The sequence below is a fragment of the Lewinella sp. 4G2 genome, from assembly GCF_001625015.1.
GTDB lineage: Bacteria > Bacteroidota > Bacteroidia > Chitinophagales > Saprospiraceae > Neolewinella.
In genome coordinates, this window is sequence record NZ_LVWJ02000019.1 from 86,219 (window position 1) to 108,884 (window position 22,666).

Annotated in this window: 18 protein-coding genes; 11 read left to right on the forward strand and 7 right to left on the reverse strand. The window is 53.9% G+C overall.

Annotation, left to right across the window (positions count from 1 at the left end):
• Position 1: 1 nt before the first annotated feature.
• Complete coding sequence (locus A3850_RS17410; RefSeq protein ID WP_068220144.1) at positions 2-379, reverse strand: VOC family protein; 378 nt, start codon at positions 377-379, stop codon at positions 2-4.
• Positions 380-448: 69 nt separating this feature from the next.
• Positions 449-2,923, reverse strand: a complete 2,475-nt coding sequence (locus A3850_RS17415; protein ID WP_068220147.1) for an Ig-like domain-containing protein — start codon at positions 2,921-2,923, stop codon at positions 449-451.
• A gap of 229 nt (positions 2,924-3,152) precedes the next feature.
• On the opposite strand from A3850_RS17415, the gene A3850_RS17420 reads away from it, so the two are divergent.
• Together A3850_RS17420 and A3850_RS17425 are read left to right on the forward strand one after the other, a co-directional pair.
• The gene (locus tag A3850_RS17420; RefSeq protein WP_068220149.1) at positions 3,153-4,607 is read left to right on the forward strand and encodes a hypothetical protein; all 1,455 of its coding nucleotides are present in this window, start codon (positions 3,153-3,155) and stop codon (positions 4,605-4,607) included.
• Between the two features lie 342 nt (positions 4,608-4,949).
• Positions 4,950-6,860 (forward strand): DNA topoisomerase IV subunit B, encoded by a 1,911-nt coding sequence (locus A3850_RS17425; protein ID WP_068220152.1) that lies wholly within the window; start codon positions 4,950-4,952, stop codon positions 6,858-6,860.
• Positions 6,861-7,113: 253 nt separating this feature from the next.
• On the opposite strand, the gene A3850_RS17430 is transcribed toward A3850_RS17425, so the two are convergent.
• A complete protein-coding gene (locus A3850_RS17430) occupies positions 7,114-7,935 on the reverse strand; it encodes a universal stress protein (RefSeq protein WP_068220155.1) in 822 nt (273 codons plus the stop codon).
• Positions 7,936-8,180: 245 nt separating this feature from the next.
• Here A3850_RS17430 and A3850_RS17435 point away from each other — a divergent pair, with 245 nt between their 5' ends.
• The 5 genes from A3850_RS17435 (at position 8,181) to rpsT (ending at position 12,464) form a co-directional block, all read left to right on the forward strand.
• On the forward strand, positions 8,181-9,422 hold the full coding sequence (locus A3850_RS17435; RefSeq protein WP_082921940.1) for a GNAT family N-acetyltransferase: 1,242 nt from the start codon (positions 8,181-8,183) through the stop codon (positions 9,420-9,422).
• 388 nt (positions 9,423-9,810) lie between these two features.
• Positions 9,811-10,092: a hypothetical protein gene (locus tag A3850_RS17440; RefSeq protein ID WP_068220161.1), complete on the forward strand. Its 282-nt coding sequence runs from the start codon at positions 9,811-9,813 to the stop codon at positions 10,090-10,092.
• Positions 10,093-10,312: 220 nt separating this feature from the next.
• Positions 10,313-11,056: an electron transfer flavoprotein subunit beta/FixA family protein gene (locus A3850_RS17445; RefSeq protein WP_068220165.1), complete on the forward strand. Its 744-nt coding sequence runs from the start codon at positions 10,313-10,315 to the stop codon at positions 11,054-11,056.
• 62 nt (positions 11,057-11,118) lie between these two features.
• Positions 11,119-12,069, forward strand: a complete 951-nt coding sequence (locus A3850_RS17450) for an electron transfer flavoprotein subunit alpha/FixB family protein (protein ID WP_068220168.1) — start codon at positions 11,119-11,121, stop codon at positions 12,067-12,069.
• Positions 12,070-12,209: 140 nt separating this feature from the next.
• Positions 12,210-12,464, forward strand: a complete 255-nt coding sequence (gene rpsT, locus A3850_RS17455) for a 30S ribosomal protein S20 (protein ID WP_068220171.1) — start codon at positions 12,210-12,212, stop codon at positions 12,462-12,464.
• Between the two features lie 166 nt (positions 12,465-12,630).
• On the opposite strand, the gene A3850_RS17460 is transcribed toward rpsT, so the two are convergent.
• The gene (locus A3850_RS17460) at positions 12,631-13,614 is read right to left on the reverse strand and encodes a YpdA family putative bacillithiol disulfide reductase (protein WP_068220174.1); all 984 of its coding nucleotides are present in this window, start codon (positions 13,612-13,614) and stop codon (positions 12,631-12,633) included.
• Between the two features lie 134 nt (positions 13,615-13,748).
• Between A3850_RS17460 and A3850_RS17465 the strand changes: the two genes are divergently transcribed.
• Positions 13,749-14,744, forward strand: a complete 996-nt coding sequence (locus tag A3850_RS17465; protein ID WP_068220177.1) for a polyprenyl synthetase family protein — start codon at positions 13,749-13,751, stop codon at positions 14,742-14,744.
• 80 nt (positions 14,745-14,824) lie between these two features.
• On the opposite strand, the gene A3850_RS17470 is transcribed toward A3850_RS17465, so the two are convergent.
• Together A3850_RS17470 and A3850_RS17475 are read right to left on the reverse strand one after the other, a co-directional pair.
• Positions 14,825-15,982, reverse strand: coding sequence for a PQQ-dependent sugar dehydrogenase (locus tag A3850_RS17470; RefSeq protein WP_068220181.1), 1,158 nt, complete (start codon positions 15,980-15,982; stop codon positions 14,825-14,827).
• A 290-nt stretch (positions 15,983-16,272) separates the two neighbouring features.
• The gene (locus A3850_RS17475; RefSeq protein ID WP_082921941.1) at positions 16,273-17,028 is read right to left on the reverse strand and encodes a T9SS type A sorting domain-containing protein; all 756 of its coding nucleotides are present in this window, start codon (positions 17,026-17,028) and stop codon (positions 16,273-16,275) included.
• 244 nt (positions 17,029-17,272) lie between these two features.
• Here A3850_RS17475 and A3850_RS17480 point away from each other — a divergent pair, with 244 nt between their 5' ends.
• Complete coding sequence (locus A3850_RS17480; RefSeq protein WP_068220187.1) at positions 17,273-17,911, forward strand: porin family protein; 639 nt, start codon at positions 17,273-17,275, stop codon at positions 17,909-17,911.
• Positions 17,912-17,919: 8 nt separating this feature from the next.
• Here A3850_RS17480 and A3850_RS17485 read toward each other — a convergent pair whose 3' ends face one another.
• Positions 17,920-20,289 (reverse strand): amino acid permease, encoded by a 2,370-nt coding sequence (locus A3850_RS17485; RefSeq protein ID WP_068220190.1) that lies wholly within the window; start codon positions 20,287-20,289, stop codon positions 17,920-17,922.
• A gap of 179 nt (positions 20,290-20,468) precedes the next feature.
• On the opposite strand from A3850_RS17485, the gene A3850_RS17490 reads away from it, so the two are divergent.
• Positions 20,469-21,704, forward strand: a complete 1,236-nt coding sequence (locus A3850_RS17490) for an acyl-CoA dehydrogenase family protein (protein WP_197494105.1) — start codon at positions 20,469-20,471, stop codon at positions 21,702-21,704.
• 47 nt (positions 21,705-21,751) lie between these two features.
• The gene (locus A3850_RS17495) at positions 21,752-22,612 is read left to right on the forward strand and encodes a bifunctional 2-polyprenyl-6-hydroxyphenol methylase/3-demethylubiquinol 3-O-methyltransferase UbiG (RefSeq protein WP_068220193.1); all 861 of its coding nucleotides are present in this window, start codon (positions 21,752-21,754) and stop codon (positions 22,610-22,612) included.
• Positions 22,613-22,666: the final 54 nt, after the last annotated feature.

The following is a 22,666-nucleotide window of genomic DNA, read 5'->3' on the forward strand; positions in this document are numbered from 1 at the left end:
GTTAACTAATCCTCCAGGGCGGATTAATGCGGTCTTCCCCACCCCAAAAGAGAATTAATTGGTTGCCATCCGGATCCTTCAAGCGGGCCTCCCGCCAATTCCACCGTTGGTCAACCGGGCCGTGCTCAAAGTGAATCCCTTTCTCCATCAGACGGCTGACGTGGTTGTCCAAGTCCTCACATTCAAAGTAGACGTAAATACCTTCTCCGGCGGGTAAATCTTCTACCTGGTGCAGGGAGAACGTAGCATTACCATCCGGACAATGGAAACGGGCGTAATGAGGTAGTGCCTTCACGATCAGTTCCAGCCCCAGTGTTTCGTAGAAGCCAATGGAGCGTTCAACGTCCCTGGTGGGGACGGTCACCTGATTTAAATTCATAGCCTTTGGATTAGTAGGAAGTTTGACTGCGGGTCCAATGAATCCGACTAGCTCAACCCTTAACGGCCTCTATTGGACCTGAATGAGCCGATTCACAACTCCATCTTTAGTCGTGACCGTTAGGGTATACACGCCACGAGACAGTTGGTGGAGGTCCAGTATCTGATGGTTGGTATCTAGCCCTTTTAGATTAGTAACCGTACGGCCGGTCAGGTCCGTTAGGCGAAGGGCAGTGAAGCGCTGTTGACCGTTTAGGTGTACAGTGATCCGATCCGACGTCGGGTTGGGGAAGGTCAATAATTTGCCGTCGAGGTAAGCATTGGCATCGCTGGCATCGCGCTCACCCAAGTCCTCGCTATTGTTGACGATCCGCACCGTAGTGGGATTGACGCGTACGGCAGCTTCTAAACCGGCTTGATTGGTAACCATTCCAGTGCCACCACCGAAAGACAATTCGATATCATTCCCCGTAGCCCCTGCCCCACCGTCAGTGTCATCGCTGCCGTAGAAACCGTAGATGTCTTCTACCACAACGGAGGAGAATTGCCCGAGAGGGCCCCAGCCGCTTGTCGCTCGTCCATTCGTGCGGGACATACCCATGTTAAGGATTCCAGCTACTTCGTCGTTCGTTGAAAGGCTGATGACCGGGCTTCCGTAGCCCGCCCAGCTGGACTCATCAAAATCCAGGGTAATAGAATTGGGTTCGAGTGCCGCCGGGTCGTACACGAAGGGAAATATGAAGCCGTAAATATCTTCCACCACCACGTTTTCCGTACCGGCGACGATGTCGAGTAGGATCAGGTCGCCCGGCTCAGCTTCCGCCGGGCCGATGATGCTCAATTCAAAGGTGGTAAAGGTCTGGGCTTTTGCCGTCAGCCGGTGTGCCTTCCCTAGGTTAGCAATAACCACTTGAGTATCGAGAGCGCTGATGATTTGGTCGCCGTTGGCGTCAGCATATTTCAAGTCCAGACCTTCCAGGGTTTGGCCCCAGTCTTCCGAGGTTTGGCCGCCCCAGGCGGTAGCGTCTCCACTAAGACGAGGCGTACCGGATTTGCCCATAGCGCGGCCGATGGGGAGAAGATCCCCAACGTTGACGACGCCATCGTTATTAACGTCGCCCGGCCAAATGCATTCGGCCGTATTACAATTCTGAGCCGTGCCCGCAGTGATCTGCACGGCAACCGGGATCACTTTTGAGACGGCGCAATTTCCTCCAGCATCCGCATTCAGGCAGTAGGTAACGTTAAAGTTATCCGTCTGGCCTGCAGCCGTCGCGCGGGCGGTGTAGATGAGCCCACCGTTCTGCGCATCCACGATGAGGGATCCGTAGCTAGGCGATGAGTTGATTGACCAGGAGGCAGCGCCGTTAGGCACATCGTAGGTGATGGGTAGTGAGCTGCCTGCGGGGAGCGTCAACACTTGGAGGCCATCTTCCGGAGCGTAGTCTGAGACAAATACGTAGGCGGTCTGGAGTTCCGGTTCACCGTTGCAGCCCGGTGCTTTCGAGGAGTAAGTAAAACGATCTACACCGGACCAGCCCGTAGGTGGTGTATAGATGACCTCACCACGCAGGTTCGTTTCGGTGATTGTACCGTACCGTGGCGCCCCGTAAACTACGCAGTCGGCAAAGACGGTATACACGTCGTTGTGCAGGACGTTGAAGGTGATGGGCGCATCCACCGGGGTATAGGCGCGATCTTCGGCGGTAAATTGGTCGTCCACCAGATCGAGTACGGTGACTTCAAATACGGTGGTGTTCCCGGCGGCGTCTTGGTATACCAGCGTTTCGTCACCCGTGAAGTCTTCGTTTGGCGCGTAGGCCATCAGGCCGGCCGAATCGATCATGGCGCCGTGGCTAGGTCCCGTTAGCGGTGTGGCTGCAGGGTCAGCAAAAATCAGCTGGGGTTCGTTCTTTTTGGTGAAGACCCGTACCGTGTCCCTTTGCCCGGCACCTGCGGCAGCGCCCGCAACGGAAACCGTAATGGTTCCTAAATCACAGGTTTCACCGTTGGTACAGATGACGTAGTTGATGTCGGCCAGACCGGTAAAATCTGGTTCTGGAGTAAAACGAACTTGGTCCCCTACGATCTCCGCGGTACCGGCGTTGGCCACTGGGACGGCCGTCAGTTCAATGCCACCAACGTTACTGAAATCATTGTCCAACACGGGGATCATGACTGGCTGGCCAGCCGTGGTAACGGCTTGATCGTGAAGGGCCCGGATATCGGCTTTGCGCACTTCCACCCGGTAATTGGTGAACTGCACGTTGAAGCCAAAGGGCTGAGAGATGAGGAGGAATTGATCGAGCCCCACGTAATCTTCGTCCGGCGTGTAGGTGAGCGTGTAGTTGAAAATGGGGTCTTCCACCATCGTGACCTCTCCGTGCTGGGGGGATTGCCCCAGCGAAGGAGCGTACTGCGAAAGAAAGTTGATGCTAACCGGTTCATTCGTAACCGTCACCAGCACCTCGCTTTGTGCGTTCAGGGTGGCGAAAACGCCACCCACAAGCAGGGTAAACAGGACCAGGAAACGACGTAAAAACATACCGGGGGGTAACTTGAGCAATGCCGAACGTAACTTAATTCGTCAGGTTAGCACAATATAAGGTCTTGGAAGGAATGTTTTAGGCTTATTTCTAGGTAGTTGACAAAAAATTGGCGAAAAGAAAAATATCCTGACCGGTAACCTTGCAAACTTGGGAAGCGGAGCCTGCGCTGCCTACTTTAGCAACCTTCACCGGGCCCTAAACTTCTGAGCCTCTAAGCCGTGCATTTTGCTACTCACCGAGAAATCTAACAAACTACTTAGCCTGATCAGCCAGCTGGATAAGCCGCGCATCAAAGCCTGCCGAAAGCTCCTTCGCTCGCCCTGGTTCGGTGGAAATCAAAACCTGGAGGATCTATTCGTGGCCATTGCCAAGTTGGTCAAAGCCGGCAAACCGGTGGATAAGCAGCAGGTTTGGCAGCAGGTTTTCGGACCAGAAAAGGCCTACAATGACGTGCGATTCCGCAAATTTTCCTCGGACCTGTTCAAGCTGGTCCGAGAGTTTTATTTGCAAGAAGCACTGGCGCAGGAACCGCATTTACGCGACTACTTATACCTATCCGCGCTGGAAAAAGACCAGCCCGAAAAGTTGGTGCGCAGCGTTGAGCGCAACTGGGCGCAACTTAAGGAAAGTGGCGAACGCTACGAGGTAGATACCTACCTGTACGACCACCTCCTGGAGAAGCGAAAATATACGCTACTGAATTACCGCCACCGGCCGTTTGATCACACCAATATGGAGGCCATCAGCGGTGCGCTGGATAGCTACTTCATCATCACCAAACTGATGCACGCCGCGTACGCTCAGGTAAGATTGCAAACGGAGCAGACGACCTACGACCTTCAACTCGTGCCGGAGATCATTACGTATCTGGAGGAACACCCCAGGTACCTGCAAGAACCACTAATTGCCCTATACTTCTTCATGTACAAGATGTTGGACGTACAGAACAGCGAGGAGGCCAACGACCACAAGTTGTATGAGCAGTACATCGAGACCATCAAGCTACACGGCGACCACCTGCCACTCGAACGAGGCTATGAATTCATCCAACCCGCACTGAATTACAGCCGGCGTTATATCAACCGGGGCGACGCCAAATTTCTGGGTGAATACCTGCGCTTGTACCAGTACGCACTGGATCGTGAATTCGTCTTTGATCGGGGCGTGCTGGACCCATTGCAGTTCCGCAACACCATCCTTACTGCCCTTCGCCTCGGAGAGTTCGAGTGGGCCGAGCGGTACATTACGGACTACCAACATCGCCTTCCCGCCAAGCAGCGGCAAAATGCGGTCACCTACAATTCCGCAACGCTTTATTTCTACCAGAAGGACTACGACCGTGCGCTTGAATTCCTCCGCGACGTAGAGTACGAAAACACGACCTACAACCTCAATGCCAAATCAATGCTGCTGGCGATCTACTACGAAACGGAGACGTTTGATGCCCTCGATTCTCTCTTTGATGCCATCAACAGCTACCTCCACCGGCATAAAGAGCTGCCGGAGTCGGCCGTAAAAGCCTTTGGCAATCTTGTCAGTTTCACCCTGCGCCTCACTCGTCTCCTGCCGGATGACAAACGCTCACTGGAAGTGCTGAAGGCAGATTTCGCCGGCAAAAAGTACATCGCCTCCCGCCCCTGGCTAGCAGAAAAAATTGCTGCGTTTGAAGAGAAACGGTAGTAGACTTTCTCAACTGCACACCATAGCTATATCCGAAGAAAGACCATCCATTGTCCGTGCAGTTATGACTTCAACATGGCAGAATCAAACCAGGCAGGCCGGGCGCTGCCGCAGGTAAATAGTTTAGGACATAAGCTACGTTTTGGTTAATGATAATAGTTAGGCGCTGGAAGCTTCCTTGGGGAGCTGGACGCAACTTGACAGTTATTGTTTGACGCCCCACGCCACAAACATAAGGGCGGGCTTTCTACAAACAAAACATTTTGAATAAAAACATACAAAATGTTTCATTGGTGATTGTCCGTTGTGTATATTTGCCAACCCTTAAACAGCAGTATACACATGGCGCAGTCGAATTACACCGAAGACAATATTCGTTCTCTGGATTGGAAGGAACACATCCGTATCCGGCCGGGCATGTACATCGGTAAACTGGGTGACGGCGCTAGCCCCGACGATGGTATCTACATCCTACTCAAAGAGGTGATTGATAACTCGATCGATGAGTACGTCATGGGCTTCGGTAAAGAGATCCACATCAAAATTGAAGATGGCGTAGTAAAGGTGCGCGACTTTGGCCGGGGCATCCCCCTCGGTAAAGTGGTCGACGTTGTGTCCAAGATCAATACCGGCGGCAAGTATGATTCGAAGGCCTTTAAAAAATCGGTCGGCCTAAACGGCGTTGGTTTGAAGGCGACGAACGCGCTGTCGGAAGAGTTTACCGTCTACGCCGTGCGGGAAGGCAAGCTGAAACAGGCTGACTTCTCCTTTGGGGAATTGATCAAAGATCACCGGCAGACGAAGACAAAAGAGCAAAACGGCACTTTCATCAGTTTCCGGGCGGATCATGGCATCTTTAAAAAATACAAGTACCGCTCGGACTACATCGAGAACCAGCTCTGGAACTACGCTTACCTGAACGCCGGCTTGAAATTGGTCTTCAACGGCAAAACATTGGTGAGCCGGAATGGTCTCAAGGATTTGCTGGAGCGCAAGATCAACGAAGAGCAGCGGCGCTACCCCGTCATCCACCTGAAAGCCGACGACGTAGAGGTCGCCCTGACCCACGGTAATGCTTACGGAGAGACTTACTTCAGTTTCGTCAATGGCCAGCACACCACGCAGGGGGGGACCCACCTCAATGCCTTTCGCGGCGCCGTGGTGGAAGCCATCCAGAAGCACTTCAATAAGAGCTACGACCGGAAGGACGTCCTGGCGAGCATCGTGGCTTCCGTTGCCATCAAAGTGGAGGAACCCGTCTTTGAAAGCCAGACCAAGACCAAACTAGGATCAACGGATATGGGGCCAGGCTCCCCTACGGTACAGACCTTCATGAAGAATTTCATGTTGGAGCACCTGGACAACTACCTGCACAAAAACCCCGAAGTCGCTCAGGCGATGGAGAAGCGCATCAAGCAGTCCGAGCGCGAACGCAAGGAGATTGCCGGCATTAAGAAACTGGCTAACCAACGCGCTAAGAAAGCTAACCTCCACAACAAAAAATTGCGGGATTGTAGGGTCCACTTCAATTCCTCCAATAAGAAACACAACGAGGAAACGAAGCTAGCTTCCACCATTTTCATCACCGAGGGTGATTCTGCGAGCGGATCCATCACCGTGGCGCGCGACGTGCAGAGCCAGGCGGTCTTTTCCCTACGGGGGAAACCACTGAATTGCTTTAACCAGACTAAAAAGGTGGTTTACGAAAATGAGGAATTCAACCTACTTCAGCATGCCCTCAATATTGAGGATGGGCTGGAATTCCTACGTTACAACCGTATCGTGATTGCTACGGACGCCGACGTGGACGGAATGCACATCCGCCTCTTGCTGCTGACTTTCTTTTTGCAGTTCTTCCCCGACATGGTGGGAGCCGGCCACCTATACATTCTGGAAACGCCTCTATTCCGAGTTCGGGATAAGAAAAAGACCTTTTACTGTTACAGCGAGCAGGAAAAACAGGCGGCCATTCAGGCGTTGCGGGGTAAGCCGGAGATCACCCGCTTTAAAGGTTTGGGAGAAATCAGCCCGAATGAGTTCAAGGACTTCATCGGGGAGGATATCCGCCTGGAGCCCGTGGTACTCGGCGAGGCAACCGATATTGAGCAGTTGCTCAGCTATTACATGGGCAAGAACACGCCGGCCCGCCAGGAATTCATTATCGACAACCTCCGCCTAGAACGCGACGAGGATCTGGATGGCAACGGCATTGCCGACGTCGAAGAACTGGAAGGTGAGGCAGTTGCGGGATAGTTTTATTACCGCGGGGTTCAACTCACGAGTAAATCACTAGAAGTGTTGGCCTTCCTTAAGGGTAAGTGTTTTGCCTGGGCTGACGCTTTGTGAAGAGTGACCTAGTTCTATCGGTTTGGTACATTTCTATAGAGGATGTGGATGCAAAAACGGAGGTGTCCATCCTTCCGGAATACAATTAACGATGCGCCGCCCACTATAGAGACAAGGCAGAGTAGCACCTATCCCACCCACTAAGCCCCCTTAACTTTTATCAACCTTCCACGTGCAGGACCATCACCGGCGTGCGCGGGTGAAGGATCATTTGCTTCGTATCACTTTTGTGGAAGAGTTGGCTCCAAAAGCCACGGCGTTTCGTAACCATTACGGCTAGCTCGATGGGGTGCTTTTCCAGATAGGCAACCAGGCCATCCTGCACGGTTTTGGCTTCGACCTCGCGGATGTCGAAAGAAAAATTTGGGTCGGGCGTCGAAAAGAGTTTGGAGAAGATCGCCTGGCGATCAACTTCACCTTCGTCATCCTCCTCCTTAACGTGTACAAAATGGACCCGGGCGTGAAACAAATCGTTGAACTCCCGGAAGTTCATCACGGCTCTCCGGCTCAGGGAGAGGTTGTTACTGGCGTAGAGGATGTTCTTATAGTTCTGGAAGACTCCGCCCTGGGGCACGAGAATTACCGGGCAGGTAGCTTTGTCGACAACGGTGGAGGCGACGGAGCCGAATACTTCCTCTAGTAAGTCCGTATTCCCGTTCGCCCCCAGGACGACGAGATCGTAATCCTCACTCTCCTTTACGATGCGGTCGGCAGCAAAGCCTAGCATCAATTCTCCCTGGCGGGTGCTGCCCGTAGGGTTAGGCACGGTTGCGAGGAACTGATTCATATTTTCGTCGGCCTCATCCATCAATTCCGCTACGGGAACGGCAGTAATGGCATCCGCACTTGCCGTTTGGGGCGTGAAGACATGGATGATCTTTACCGCTTCGGCACCAATGGAAGCAGCGAGTGCCTCTCCGTACATCAAAGCAGCCTCTGCTCCGGGGCTAAAATCAATGGGGATCAAAATCTTTGTAATCATCTTCACAAGCTTAGTAGGAGCGTGCAAGATAATGGCCGGTTAGCACTCCAAGGTTCCTATTCGAGAGATAGCCTATTACCATTTCTCGCGAACCGATAGTGAGGTGAATTGCCGTACATAGCACCCTATTATTCTGCCTAACACATCCATTGTGGCATCTGCTGCGTTACGGTCTTGGAATGAAAACGGCGAGCAATCCGTTCTCCTTTTCTCTCTGGCTCTGCCATTTTTATTGAATTCTCCCAATGACCTGTATCGCCGGTACACTCTGTCCTCCATCTTCAAGGAATGGTGGTAGTGGTCAGCAATTGCCACTGCTGACTATGCCAGGTTGGTCGTTGCGCCGCGTCGATACGCCCGATGTACTTGCGCGTTGTGATCGGCCAGCACAGCGAGCTGACTCCTTTTGGACTGACCCACGTACGCTATCTCAGTTATCCACGCAACGGACGGGTTTTACGACGGAGGCTTTACTACTTCAGTCCAGCGATTCGGATCGTTCCGTATGGTTGACGTTGCAGGAGTTTGTGTTCAGTGCGGCGGGAAACGTAAAACACTCCGCGGATGGAGATCGCTCCCGGGTAGATCTACGGCGAAAGCTGCTGGCTCCCTTCTCGTTTAAGGTAGCGGCATTGGGCCAGCTGTTGACTTCAGGCCCGTACGCAATCGACGTGAAGGGGGAAGTGCCAGCGAGCGAATTGGCGGATTTGCTCGCAGCCGTATCCGAGGCCTTGCTTGAGTCGGACAGTAGCTACGCAGCCATACTCATCAAAGATTGCTCTACATCCGGAAGCCTCATCTCTACAACACTCAAGAAAAAGGGCTTCTACGCGATGCCGGTGGATCCGGTGATGGAATTGCAAATTGATTCCACCTGGAGTTCAATGGACGATTATTGCCAGGACATTACCAGTAAATACCGGACCAGATACCGTCGGGCACGAAAGAAATTCGTGGGGCTCACGCGCCGCGGGTTAACGGCAACGGAAGTCAATTCCCGAAGCTCCCTCATCTTTGAGCTTTACCGAGAGACAACAGCGGGCGCGGCGTACAACGCGGCGAACTTACAAGCGGATTACTTCGGCTGGCTAGCGAGTCGTAATCAAGAACGGACCGGCCAGTCGGGCTTCACCGGTTACTTCTACGCCAATGAATTGATAGCTTTCACCAGTACCATTCCTAACGGACCAGTTTTACACGCCCATTACCTTGGGATGAAGGAAGCCTATAAGCAGCGGTATCACCTATACCATAACATCCTCTTCGATCTTTTAGAAACGGCGATAACAGGCAAATTCGAAACGTTAGATTACGGTCGGACGGCACTAGAAATTAAAAGCTCGGTCGGAGCGGTGCCGGTGGATTACACTTGTCTTTGTAAGGCCAAAAGCCCAGTACTTAACTGGATGATCCCCTTCTTCACTCCAGCGGTCTACACACAACCTATATGGCAAGCGAGGTCACCCTACAAGAACACGGCCCTCTGAATTGAATCTTTTGTCGAAACGGTACTTCGAGCCTGCTGATTTGCGTTACTACCTCAAACCCCTGAAACTATCCCCTCATCAAACAGATCTGGCGTAGTTCGTGCGGCCACGATGGCTAATATTTCCACCGTTAGATGAGGTAAAACTTTGATAGTAGCGTGTCTCCGTCGCAAAGGTGATCTACCTGACGGTTAATTGACGTTAATCGGCCAACCATCTTCGACTCTAAAAGGTTATAGCATCAGTTGCGACGACATAAAAACAGTCAAATAATTACGCGAATGAGCTATTAGCTTACAATAATTCGTTTTATCTTGTCGTAACACTATTTTATTCTAGACTTCAGTTTTCAGCCTTAACCCACCCTTTCACTATAAAATCCATTGCAATGACTGCTAAACGCCACATCAAATACCGCTATCTGAAGACCAAAATGGCGTTGAGCCAGACCATTCAGTCAATACTGGACATTAACCGCAAGCGGCGTTTTTTTGGTGAGGATGTGCACGCAAAGAAAGAGCTGGATGAAGAGCTAAAAGTGCTGAATGCCGTTGCAGAAAACCACGCCCGTGCGCTCCGTAGCTACGAGCATCAGCTTTCTACTATTGAGACACCTCTACCCGGTGTTGAACCAGCGGTTGTACCTAGTATGGTGCACGCCAGCAAGTAATTCGTTTCATCCAATTCTACCCTAAAGACCAGCACTTCGATTCGCTCCAGCGAAAATTCGCTAACTAGTCTCTCCTCTCTGTATATTTGCCAGCGAAGGTGCTTCCACCGCTATTTAGGTATCAACTAATCGTGCGTGTGATTGTCCTTCGTAGTGAGTGGGCCTTGCCCCTCCCGCCCCGCACCTGCGGCAGCGCCAAATTATAACGTAAAGCCAAGTAATGAAGATGCTCGTTTGCGTCAGCAAGACGCCCGAAACCACCACTAAGATCAAGCTCGCCGGCGATGGCTCCGACCTGGACATGGCCGGCGTCAAGTACATTATGAACCCCTACGATGAGTGGTACGCCCTCGTGCGCGCCCTCGAACTGAAGGAGGCATCTGGCAGTGGCTCTGTTACCCTACTTAACGTAGGCTCCGCCGATAATGACAGCGTGATTCGTAAAGGACTTGCCGTTGGTGCCGACGACGCAATTCGCGTGAACGCCGAAGGCCAGGGCAGCTTATTCATCGCCAAACAAATTGCCGCAGTGGCAAAGGACGGCGGATACGACGTGCTGTTTTTCGGTAAAGAAACCATCGACTACAACGGTTCCGAAGTAGGCGCCATGGTGGCCGAACTGCTCGATATCGCCTACGTCAGTGAAGCTAGCCATATGGAGATGAACGGTTCTACGGCGACCATCACCCGCGATATTGAAGGCGGCGTGGAGATCGTAGAAGTAGAAGCCCCCTTCGCCATCAGCAGTGCCAAAGGCCTGGCCGAGCAACGGATCCCAAACATGCGGGGCATCATGATGGCTAAGCGTAAGCCACTAAAAGTAGTCGAGCCCGTCGCCGCCGAAGTAGCGACGAAGGTGACGCACTACGATCTGCCCGCGGAAAAATCCGCCGTTAAGCTCATCGAGCCGGATAACATGGATGAACTCGTCCGCCTACTGCACGAAGAAGCTAAGGTGATCTAATCCTCACTTCTCCTAACCTTCCCTTAACAATCAGCCCCTCAGGGCCAAAAAATATAACAGCTATGGTTCTCGTATTTGCCGAAGCCGTCAACGGAAATTTCAAGAAAGCCGCTCACGAAGCCGTCACGTACGGTACTAAAACCGCTGCCGCACTCGGAACGGATTGCGTAGCCCTGACCATCGGTTCGGTTAATGACGCCGGTAATCTGGGTCGCTTTGGCGCCACTAAAGTTTACAACGTACCCGGTGTAGATAGCTTTGACAGTGGTGTCTACACCGCCGCAATCGCTGGAACTGCCCAGCAGTTAGGTGCCAAAACGATCATTCTAATGCACTCCAGCACCGGCAAGAGTATTCTCGGTCGACTCGCCGCCCGGCTCGATGCTGGCTCCGCCCCCGGCGTGAATAGTGTGCCTACTGTGGATGGCAGTTTTAAAGTACGCAAGGCCGTTTTCTCCGGAAAAGCCTTCGCCGAAGTGGAAATCACCACCGATTACAAAGTGATCAGCGTTGCGGGTAACTCCATTCCCGTGGAAGAAACGGGTTCCGCCCTCACTGTTGAAACGCTGAACTTGGACCTACCGGCCTCCCGCACTAAAGTCCTGGAGACCAAGCGTGCTTCCGGCCGCACCCCGCTGCCCGAAGCGGAATTGGTGGTATCCGGAGGCCGCGGCCTCAAAGGGCCCGAGAACTGGGGCGTACTGGAAGACCTCGCGGATGCACTTGGTGCTACGACGGCTTGTAGCCGCCCCGTGGCGGACGTCGACTGGCGCCCCCACCACGAGCACGTTGGGCAAACGGGTGTTGCTATTCGCCCAAATCTTTACATCGCTGCCGGCATTAGTGGTGCTATTCAGCACCTCGCCGGCGTCAATAGTTCGAAGACAATTGTGGTGATCAACAAGGACCCCGAAGCGCCTTTCTTCAAGGCGGCCGATTACGGTGTAGTAGGTGACCTTTTCGAAGTACTGCCCAAGCTTACGGAGGCCATCAAGGCACACAAAGCCGGGTAATCCATCCTAAATTTCAAGACTAACCTGAGAAGCTGGGGCAATCGTTCCAGCTTCTTTTTTCTTGAGGGGACCCTTCTTTAATTCGGGCGAAACCATTACCTTTGCCCTCCAATTCAAAACCGACGTAAAAATCAGTACTCATGGCTAACCACGCATCTTCCAAAAAGCGTATTCGTCAGGACGCTAAAAAGCGCCTTCACAACCGTTACTACAAGAAATCCGCGCGTACGGCAATTGCCCGTTTCCGCAACCTCGAAGAGAAGGATGAAGCCCTCAAGCAGCTTCCCGCTCTTTTCAGCATGATTGATGGCCTGGCTAAGCGCCGCCTCTTTCACCCCAACAAAGCCGCTAACCTGAAGTCTGGCCTGAGCGTTTTCGCTCAGAAGCTCGCCTAAATGTTTTAGCTTCGGTTTTGAAGAATTTTTAAGCCTCCTCGCTTCACGGCGGGGAGGCTTTTCTGCGTGTAGCTACTTAAGGTTGGAGAAGACGTCCGATACTTTGGTGTGCGATCTAATCCATTACGCCTTTAGCACAGTGACGTAAGCAATAAGAACCGGCAGCTTATTCTACTTCTACCCGCTGAAGTTTTTTGCTTAGGTCTCCTACGATGATCTCACCGTGGTCGCGAGTATTTTCGATGAAGAGTTTACTCGTTGCTTTCCCCGCGCAGGCTACCCCGGCCATGTAGACGTTGGGGAGATTGGTTTCCAAAGTCTCAGAATTCAGGACGGGCTTGCAAGCATCATCTACGTTGATCTCCAGACCCAAACGCTCGAATAGCTCAAAATTGGGTTCGTAGCCCGTCATGGCCAGTACGAAATCGTTCGGAATGCTTACCACACCATCCGGCGTTTCAATATCCACTTCATTCGGGCGGATGGCCTTAAGGGTGGAACCGAAGTAGGTTTTGATGGAACCCTCTTTTATACGATTTTCAATGTCTGGTTTGATCCAGTACTTCACGCGGCTGTTCACCTCGTGACCACGGATGACCATGGTGACGTCGGCGCCCTTCCGCCAGGTTTCCAGGGCGGCATCGCAAGCAGAGTTAGCGGCGCCGACTACTACTACTTTTTGGCCGATGTATACGTGAGGATCATCGTAGTAGTGGCGCACCTTCGGTAGATCCTCCCCTGGTATATTGAGATAGCGGGGTGTATCGTAAAAGCCCGTCGCTACGCAGACGCCCGCCGTGTGATATTCACCCTTATTGGTCGTCACCAAATAACCACCCTCAGTAGCGGGGTGCATATCCTCGACGGCTTCATACAGGTGAAGGTTGATACCGTGGGTACCGATCAGTCGCCGGTAATATTCGAGGGCCTCCGCCCGGGTCGGTTTGTCGCCGTGGCTAATGAAAGGCGTATTGTGGATTTCCAGTTTCAGCGAAGTACTGAAGAAAGTCATGTTCACCGGGAAGTTATACAGGCTATTCGCCAGAGCACCTTTCTCCAGGACGAGGTGTTTCAGCCCAGCCTTTTGCGCGCTGATGGCTACGTTGATGCCCGAGGGGCCTCCACCGATGATGATCAGATCGTACTGCATAGTTAGCTCGTTCCTGTTAGTTTGGAAGCAGCAGCAATTGATGGCTGCTACCCCCACGATTACAAAAAGCTTGGAGAGCATTGAATGTTTCGGGTGCCGGTCGCACCTCGCGTAGGGCTTTGTACTTTTGCCGCATGTTACAGCCCGGCACCCAGTCCATTCAAGCATTAAGAGAATTATTCATTGCGCAGCTTTCCAGCCACTTTCGGGAGCGGGAGCCGCTGGGGCTGTACGAACCCATCAATTATATCCTGCAAATTGGGGGTAAACGGATTCGCCCCGTCGTCGCTCTCCTGGCCGGTAAGATCTTTGGTGACGAGGACCTGAGCCGCACCATGCCCGTCGCGCTGGCCGTTGAGGTATTCCACAACTTTACGCTGTTGCACGATGATATTATGGACGATAGCCCCATCCGCCGGGGGCAGCCCACCGTGCACGAGAAGTGGGACGTCAATACGGGCATTCTTTCTGGCGACCTCATGCTCATTCAGGCCTATCAGCACCTGGCCAACTGCCCAAACGAGGACGCCTTCCCCGGCATGTTGAAGGCTTTCAACCGAGTCGCCACGGGCGTTTGTGAAGGGCAGCAGTACGACGTTGATTTTGAGGTACGCGACGACGTTACGATCGAAGAGTACCTCAAGATGATTGAACTCAAAACGGCCGTCCTGCTCGGTGGTGCCTTAGAGATCGGTGCCCTCGCAGCCGGCGCATCTCAGACGGACGCAGACCATCTCTACGCCTTCGGCCGCCTGACCGGCTTGGCCTTCCAGTTACAGGATGACCTGCTCGACACCTTCGGCGAAACCAGCAGTACTGGAAAATTGACCGGTAACGACATCATCCGCAACAAAAAAACCTTTCTCTTCCTACACGCCCTCACCCTATTAGGGGAAGATGAGCGCCAAGAAATGGTTGATCTTTTTAATACTTCGCCTGCTGATCCAAGCCCAAAAGTCGCCCGGGTAACGGACCTCATGCAGCAAGCGGGCATTCCGGAAGCCGTCGCCAAATTACGGGATGAATACCAGGCCAAAGCCTACGGCCACCTCGCAGCAGTTCAGGGTAACGAGCAGTGGAAGGCGGTGCTGAAGGGCCTGGCGGAGAGTTTGCTGGGGAGGGTTTCTTAGTCGGGTAGTACTTAGTCGGGTGGTCGGGTAGTACTTAGTCGGGTAGTACTACGCTACTACCCGACTACCGTACTACCCGACTACTCTACTACCAACCGTACAATCCCCTCCCCTTCCACCGAGGCGTAAGCGTAGCCATCCGGGCCCATCCGTAAGTCCCGTACGCGGCCAAAATTATTGAGGACCTTGTCTTCGCCCACGACGGTTTTCCCATCCAGCTGGACGTGTTGGACGCGCATAAATTTCAGGCTACCAACGAGTAGGTCGCCTTCCCAGCCCGGGTACTTATCGCCGGTGATAAAGCACATGCCGCTAGGGGCGATGCTGGGCACCCAGTAGTGGAGCGGTTGCTCCATCCCGGGCGCGCTCACCTCTTCGGTAATTTGGGAGCCGTTGTAGTTGATGCCGTAGGTAACCACTGGCCATCCATAGTTCCTGCCGGGTTCGATGATATTGATTTCGTCACCACCGCGGGGGCCGTGTTCGGTTTCCCAGATCTCTCCGGTCTCCGGGTGCACGGTCATACTCTGGGGGTTGCGGTGACCGTAGGAGTAGATCGCTTGCTTGGCGGCGGGGTAATCCACGAAGGGGTTGTCGGCGGGGATTGAGCCATCCTTGGCAATTCGGTACACTTTGCCTCCGTCGCGGGTGGTATCCTGCGGGTTCTGGTCGCGGTTCCCCCGGTCTCCGATGGTGAAATAGAGGTGGCCATCTTCGGGTCCCCAGACCATCCGGCTGCCGTAGTGGTAGGGCTTATCGGTCCGGTTCTTCATTTCGTAGAGGGTCTGGAAATTCTCCAATTCGCTTTCGTCGTCGGCGAGGCGGCCTACCCCGATGGAGGTGGCGGCGTTGTTCTCATCGTCCGGCTGGGAGTAACTGAGGTACACCAAGCGGTTCGTGGCGAAATCCTGATCCAGGAGCACGTCAAGTAATCCACCTTGCCCTACGTTTTTTACCTCCGGTACACCCACGGTGATACTGTCGTGGTTGGCGCCATCTGCGGCGATAATCAGTAGTTTTCCGGCCTTATCCGTAGCGATCATCCGTCCATCGGGCAGGAAATGGAAGGACCACAGGATGTCTTCGTACTCAAAAACCACTTTGGGTTTGATGGCCGTCGCGCGAAGGGCCATATTGCTGGCCCGGTCGGGTGCTGGCCGGGATGTTTCGGTCGCGGTGGCACTCTGATCACAGCCGGCTAGAAAGAGCAGGAAGGCAAATAAGTAGAAGATCCTCATGGTGGTACATTGGTTACCCACCTACTACAATTACTTCGTGCTGGATGTTGCGCTGCCGCGGGTGCCGGGGAGGTGGGCGAGTAATATGGGACCGAACCCCATCTCTCTAGATTGATCCGAAGATGGATCCCATCCCATAATTATCGGGACAAGACATGCGTTAGCTCACTCATTTTTACTAGCACTTTGCGTTGCACCTGCGGCAGCGCCCAAGCCGTAAATACTGCTAATGGAAAGTAGAGTAAGACTGAAAAAGTGGATCACTCTGCTTCGCCATTTCCGTTCTTCACCTACTGTTTCAAATACCGCAGCGTCTTCTGGTGCCGCCCCTTCCGCAACCGGACGAAGTAGATGCCCTGCGGGCTGGAACCCAGGTTCAGGGGAGATTCGCCAGTAGTGTACGTCTCCCGCAAAATCAAATCACCGGATGCATTGTACACGAACACGTCCGTACTTCCGACCGCATCACCGAACAGATTATCGATCCGGATGGCCCCGCGGCCCGGGTTCGCGGCGATGGTGGCGTGCTTGAGGGGGTTGATGATGTCCTCTCCTCCCTTACCGCCGCAGGTAAAGTCATCCAGGATTCCGTTAAGGTCTTCCCAGCGGGGAGCCGTGGCCTTGCCGTTATCATTGCCGGGGAAGTAGATTTTCTCGGCGTCGTCATCTAACAAGATAAGATTGCCGTAATAGCCACAGGCGGATAACCCCTGCTCGCCATTCGTTAAGCTACGAGGACGGGTGAACAGCAGGTAGCGGTTCCCCACCCGGTCATTATCCCCAAACCAACTGGAGCAGGAACTATTGGTGGGGCCTAGGTCCACCTCCGCACGATCCGTGATGCCTACAACCGCCCGGCGAATCTGAAAGCCGGCATTACCACTTCCGCGGGGTGCGCGCTTCATTTCGATTTCCAGCACCAGCCCGCCGGTAGTATCCGCGCGGCAGAGCATATCCTCGAGAGAAATGTAGGTATTGGCGCAGCTACATGCCGCCAAACAAAAACTCAACGAAGAGAGCAGAATGATGAGCAGTGGTCGAAGCATTAAGTCGGTGTTTGCCGTGAAGACGCAAGCTTGGTCTCCAAGCGTTGGCAGATAACCTGATTTTTTTCGGCCAAGGAAACATCCCACCGTGTCCCCGTGTCCGTAACCCCAATTTAACGCTCCTGTAAGTAACGTTTGCCATCCTTTTAACAATGAACGGGCAATTCCGAACCGAATTTTACCGCTTTACTGGCACCCCGACGGGAGCCTGAATTATACCCACACCCACAAAGATTCCTAGACCATGAAGTACTCAATTGCTGTCCTTACCTTCTTTTTACTCGCCCTTTGCACCGCACCCGCGGCAGCGCAAATCGAAATCGGCCTGAAGGCCGGCGTCGCTACCCAATCGCTACAGGACGAAACTTTTGACCTCACCAACGGCGGCCGCCAGGAGCTCGGTGATGCCATCGCCGAGGCCGAATACGGCTTTCAATTTGGTGCCATGCTACGCATCCCGATGTCCGACCGGTTCGATATTCAGACGGAGGTGACACTGAATAGCGCGAAGACTAACTTCCGTTTTAACGACCCCGACACCAACATGGAGCAAGTGCTGAGCGAGCGCTACAACGATATCAACGTACCGGTGATGGGCTCCTGGAAGATCGCCTTCCTCCGCTTCAATGCAGGCCCGGTGGGCCATTTCTTCCTGAACTCCACCTCAGATCTACGGGATCCGGACGGCCGCGAACGCACTTTTGACTCCTTTAATCTGGGGTATACCCTCGGTGGCGCGGTAGATATCGGCCCCCTTACACTAGACGTGCGCTACGACGGTAATTTCTCCAAGTACGGCGATGAGTTCGTAATCGCGGGCGAGACCCTGGAAGTCGACCAGGCCCCTAAGCGTTGGATCGGCTCCGTAGCCTACCGCTTCTAAGCGCGGGCTTATTTGATCTTCACCTCCTCGGCGGCGTTGACGAACAGGACGTTCCCCACGTCCTCGTACCCATCGAAAGCTTGCACGCCGTTGCGCTTGATCATCTCCGTGCGGAAGCCGGTAATGACGAGGTCCGCCTCGTGCGACCGGCGGTTCATCACGCTCCGGAAGTCGCTATCCTCCCGGCGGCAGAGGATCTCGATGTTATTGCGGCTAATGGGAAGCTGCCCACTTTCGATCCGTTCGTAAAGTGCCTGCTCTTCCGTTTCCATTGTGCTTTCCTCGAAAATGGCGAAGAGCTTGATCTCGGCCCGCTCCCAGTCCGGGTGCCCCGTCAGGACGTAGGCTAGCAGGATCATCAGGTTAGCGCTCTCGTAGTGGGCGCGGGTTATCCAGATGTGGATACTGCGCTTTAAGCCAAAGCCGCGCTCGGAAATGGAGAGAATACCGACGTTGAAGTTGACCGATTTGATCAGCTTGAAGTTGTCGATGATGTTGGTCAAGCCCTCACCGTTGGATTTGGAATACTCCAGCAATAGCAGGTTATTCTCCGTACCCGCGATGCCCGGAAACTGCACAATCTGGGCGATCGCCGACGTGTAGGAGGGCGAAATGATCGTATCCACGTAGATGCGGCTATCGGTTGCCTCCGCCATCCGAATGATGCGCTCCTTGATCTCCGCGGATTCGTCGGAAGATTCGTGGCTCAGGTAACCATCAATAGTATGAATGTAGGTACCAAAACCGTACTTCTGGCTGAGCCAGCGCAGGAGATCAAAGGCTCCCAAACGCGTGAACGTAGAATCGCTCGCGGCAATGATACTGGGCCGCCAAGTGGTCTTTTCTTCCTTATCCGCTTTCTGCAAAAATATCTGTAAGCGCCGGGAGAACTGGAAGATCACGCCCTGGAAAATGAGGGCCATGCTCCGCTTATCCGGGTTCGAATAACTTATGTAGACGTACAAGAACCCTATGAAAACCATCGCGATGGCCGCGTAGGTGGAGTTCATGAATAGCATCAATCCGAAACAAGCTACGGCGCCAAATGCGGACACGTACCACTTGGAGCGGAAGGTAGGCCGGTAGCTTGGGTCGGCGGCAAAGTGGTTCAGAAAGGAGATCAAACAGAGGGAACCGTAAGTCACCATGAAGAACATAGAAATGATCTCGGCTACGCTATCCAACGCCCCCAGCATGATGAAGAACGCCGCCAGCATCACGGTGATCAAGCTGGCGTTGTAGGGCTCATTATTTTCGCCCTTCCCCTTCGAAATCCAGCGGTTGATGGCCGGGGCGGGGAAGATATTATCGGCGGCAATGGCCTGTAGCGTCCGCGGCGCCACCAGGATGGAACCGAGGGCCGAGGAGATCGTCGCGGCGGCCAGCCCGAGGGGGATAATCCACCACCCCTGCCAGGCGATTTCGGCCATAATGAGGCGGTCGGTATCGGCCAGCGCCTCGACGGGTGCAGATACCGACAATTTCCACGCCATGAAAAAGTAGATCACCATGCCGCCAATCGTCGCCATCAGCGTACCGAGGGGGATGGAGCGGCCGGGATCCCGCAGGTCACCGCTCAACCCCACGCCGGCCGTCATACCCGTAAAGGCGGGGAAGATGATCGCAAATACGGTGAAGAAACTGACGCGGGGAAAGCTGGGCGCGGGGTCCTCAACGGGTGGTGGCGCGGCCTGCATGCTGGCGATCGTTCCCGTTCCAAATTCGAATGAATCGGGCGCTGCCGCGGGTGCCGGGTTGGTGGGGACGAGGTCGCCCAAATCACTACCGACGGTATACTTATTGAAGAAATCAATCTCATTCGCCTGGGCGTAATCGGTAGTGCCAATAAAAAAGGCCACCAAGGCCACGGCAAGGGTAGCCACGACTGTATAGAGCACCTTCACCCCCAGGTCCGCTCCCTTGGTAAGGATGAGCAAAGTGAGTAACAGCAGGGCCGGGATGCCGATGGTCTGCGGTTGCTCCAGTAACCTTTCCGCCCAGGGCAAGAGGGGATAGGTATCGATGATCCAGGCAGTCAACGGCTTGAAAGCTTCCGTAAACGCCATAATGTAGAAGGCAACGGAAATGGCCTGGGATAGGTACAGCGCAATCCCGATCGTAGAACCAATGACCAGGCCGAAACTGCGGGAAATAATGTAGTACTCCCCCCCACCCTCTACCTTTTGGTTGGTGGCGATCTCGGCGATGGCCATGGCCGTTGGGATCGTTACCGCGTGGCCGATCAGGATAATGGCGAAAGTGCCCAGGAGGCCCGTCATCCCGACCGCAAAGCCAAAACGCAGAAACATGATCGCGCCAAGTATCGTGGAGATCGCCGTAAAGAATACCGGAGCGGTACCGAATTTTTGTTTAGCCATGGGAGCTGCCCGCGGGGATCAAAGTCCGGGCGGGACGCAAAGGTACTTTGTTCCGGCAACAGACAACGAGTGTTTTCTGATCCGGAAGTGTTGGGGCCGACCGGCATTAGATCATTCCCGGTGGGGCGGCAACGAGGAAGTCCGTAACTTGCGAACACTTTAAAGTCCCCCTACCAACCATGCCAACTACAACCGTCAACAAGAACTTCACGACCAAGGAAGATTTCCACCAGTCTTCCAACTCCGACCGCTTTCAGCACCACGACTACATGAACGTCGATGACCTGCTGGAGGACGACCACCTCATGGCCCGCCAAGCCGTGCGGGATTGGATCAAAGCCGAAGTGAGCCCCATCATTGATGATGCAGCCATGCGCGGCGTTTGCCCCACTCACCTATTCAAAGGCCTCGCCGAAATCGGTGCCTTCGGGCCCAGCCTCCCCGTTGAATACGGTGGCGGCGGAATGGACGAGATCGCCTACGGAATCATTATGCAGGAGTTGGAGCGTTGCGATTCTGGCCTCCGGTCGATGGCTTCCGTCCAGGGCAGCCTGGTGATGTACCCCATCTACAAGTACGCGAACGAGGCCACCAAAAAGAAATACCTGCCTAAACTTGGCGCCGGCGAATTCATCGGCTGCTTCGGTTTGACGGAACCCAATTCCGGTTCGGACCCCGGCAGTATGATCACGAACATCAAAGATGCCGGTGACCACTACGTCCTCAACGGTGCCAAGATGTGGATCACCAACAGCCCGGTGGCGGACGTCGCCGTGGTCTGGGCCAAAGACGAAGACGGAAAGGTCCGCGGCATGGTCGTCGAAAGCCAGTGGGAAGGGTTTTCCGCCCCCGAGATCAAGGGGAAGTGGAGCCTGCGCGCTTCAATCACTGGTGAATTGGTATTTGACAACGTGAAGGTGCCTAAAGAGAACGTCTTTCCGGACATTAAATCCCTCCGCGGGCCCCTTAGCTGTTTGAGCAAGGCCCGTTACGGAATTGCCTGGGGCGCCATTGGTGCCGCCCTGGACTGCTACGACTCCGCCCTCCGCTACAGTAAGGAAAGAACCCAGTTTGGCAAGCCCATCGCCGGCTTCCAGCTCACCCAGAAGAAATTGGCCGAAATGATTACCGAGATCACTAAAGCCCAACTGCTTGCCTGGCGCCTCGGAACCCTGGCTAATCGCGGCGAAGCTACCCCCGCCCAGATTTCCATGGGCAAGCGCAACAACGTCATGATGGCCCTGGAGATCGCCCGAGAAGCTCGGCAGATTCACGGCGGTATGGGTATCACTTCGGAGTACCCGATCATGCGGCACATGGCTAATCTGGAAAGCGTCGTCACCTACGAAGGCACGCACGATATCCACTTGCTAATCACAGGGCACGACGTTACAGGTGAAAACGCATTTGGCTAACACTTCCTCCACCGCTGCTGCGCACCACCTAAGTCAGCCTTTCGCTTATGTCCTTCAGTATTAATGATGTCCTCCTACGCCCCACTGACGGAAAGGACGCAAATGGGCAGGTGATCGACCGACTTCCATCGGCCGGTCACCAAGAAGCGACTAGTGATGCTCACCAAGTGCACAAGTCTGAATTTGACTACTTGGACCACTACGAGCAGGACGCACGAGTCTTTGACTATTTCGAGACTCCGGCAGATGCTGCTACCGTCCACGAAAATCACCGTTTGCACGAGACCATTCTTCGGGAGGTGCCTTCTGGAGTTCAGTCCGTTCTCGACGTGGGTTGCGGCAACGCGTGGGTTGCAGAAGCCCTGACGGCCAGGGGCATTAACGTGGTGAGTTTTGATATCGCCACGGCTAACCTGAAAAAGGCGCTGGAAAAGGTGCCGGCCGAAAATCACTACGCCGTGCGCGGAGATGTACTGGACCTACCTTTTCTGGCCGGTAGCTTCGACGTAGTGATCTCCTCGGAAGTAATTGAGCACGTCCCCCATTTGGCGGGCTACCTGGACAACATTATTCGGGTCCTCAAACCCGGCGGACGGGCTATTCTGACTACGCCCTACGACGAAAAGATTCAGTATTCACTCTGTATTCACTGCAATCGGATGACGCCGCTGCACGCGCACCTACATTCATTCAAGGAGCATTCTTTGGATACGTTACTACAAGCGCATTCCAACGTAAAACTGAATGCCACAACCCTATCCAATAAAGGACTACTTTTTCTAAAAACCCACAAAGTGCTAAGGCATCTTCCGTACTCCGGATGGCGCACGGTGGATCGACTAGCCAATACAATTATCCCTAAGCCTTCCCGATTGGTGTATGTACTGGACAAAAGCACAGCGGAGTAGCAAAAGGCTACTCCCATCAGGATAATCGACAAAGACTGGATACGGGTTCAGACC

Excerpts from the sequence above, each read along its gene's own strand:
- A3850_RS17475 (WP_082921941.1), bottom strand. The coding sequence starts at position 17,028 with ATGCTTCGACCACTGCTCATCATTCTGCTCTCTTCGTTGAGTTTTTGT.
- A3850_RS17410 (WP_068220144.1), bottom strand. The coding sequence starts at position 379 with ATGAATTTAAATCAGGTGACCGTCCCCACCAGGGACGTTGAACGCTCC.
- A3850_RS17465 (WP_068220177.1), top strand. The coding sequence starts at position 13,749 with ATGTTACAGCCCGGCACCCAGTCCATTCAAGCATTAAGAGAATTATTC.
- A3850_RS17440 (WP_068220161.1), top strand. The coding sequence starts at position 9,811 with ATGACTGCTAAACGCCACATCAAATACCGCTATCTGAAGACCAAAATG.
- A3850_RS17450 (WP_068220168.1), top strand. The coding sequence starts at position 11,119 with ATGGTTCTCGTATTTGCCGAAGCCGTCAACGGAAATTTCAAGAAAGCC.
- A3850_RS17415 (WP_068220147.1), bottom strand. The coding sequence starts at position 2,923 with ATGTTTTTACGTCGTTTCCTGGTCCTGTTTACCCTGCTTGTGGGTGGC.
- A3850_RS17485 (WP_068220190.1), bottom strand. The coding sequence starts at position 20,289 with ATGGCTAAACAAAAATTCGGTACCGCTCCGGTATTCTTTACGGCGATC.
- rpsT (WP_068220171.1), top strand. The coding sequence starts at position 12,210 with ATGGCTAACCACGCATCTTCCAAAAAGCGTATTCGTCAGGACGCTAAA.
- A3850_RS17480 (WP_068220187.1), top strand. The coding sequence starts at position 17,273 with ATGAAGTACTCAATTGCTGTCCTTACCTTCTTTTTACTCGCCCTTTGC.
- A3850_RS17430 (WP_068220155.1), bottom strand. The coding sequence starts at position 7,935 with ATGATTACAAAGATTTTGATCCCCATTGATTTTAGCCCCGGAGCAGAG.
- A3850_RS17445 (WP_068220165.1), top strand. The coding sequence starts at position 10,313 with ATGAAGATGCTCGTTTGCGTCAGCAAGACGCCCGAAACCACCACTAAG.
- A3850_RS17425 (WP_068220152.1), top strand. The coding sequence starts at position 4,950 with ATGGCGCAGTCGAATTACACCGAAGACAATATTCGTTCTCTGGATTGG.
- A3850_RS17495 (WP_068220193.1), top strand. The coding sequence starts at position 21,752 with ATGTCCTTCAGTATTAATGATGTCCTCCTACGCCCCACTGACGGAAAG.
- A3850_RS17435 (WP_082921940.1), top strand. The coding sequence starts at position 8,181 with ATGACCTGTATCGCCGGTACACTCTGTCCTCCATCTTCAAGGAATGGT.
- A3850_RS17460 (WP_068220174.1), bottom strand. The coding sequence starts at position 13,614 with ATGCAGTACGATCTGATCATCATCGGTGGAGGCCCCTCGGGCATCAAC.
- A3850_RS17470 (WP_068220181.1), bottom strand. The coding sequence starts at position 15,982 with ATGAGGATCTTCTACTTATTTGCCTTCCTGCTCTTTCTAGCCGGCTGT.
- A3850_RS17490 (WP_197494105.1), top strand. The coding sequence starts at position 20,469 with ATGCCAACTACAACCGTCAACAAGAACTTCACGACCAAGGAAGATTTC.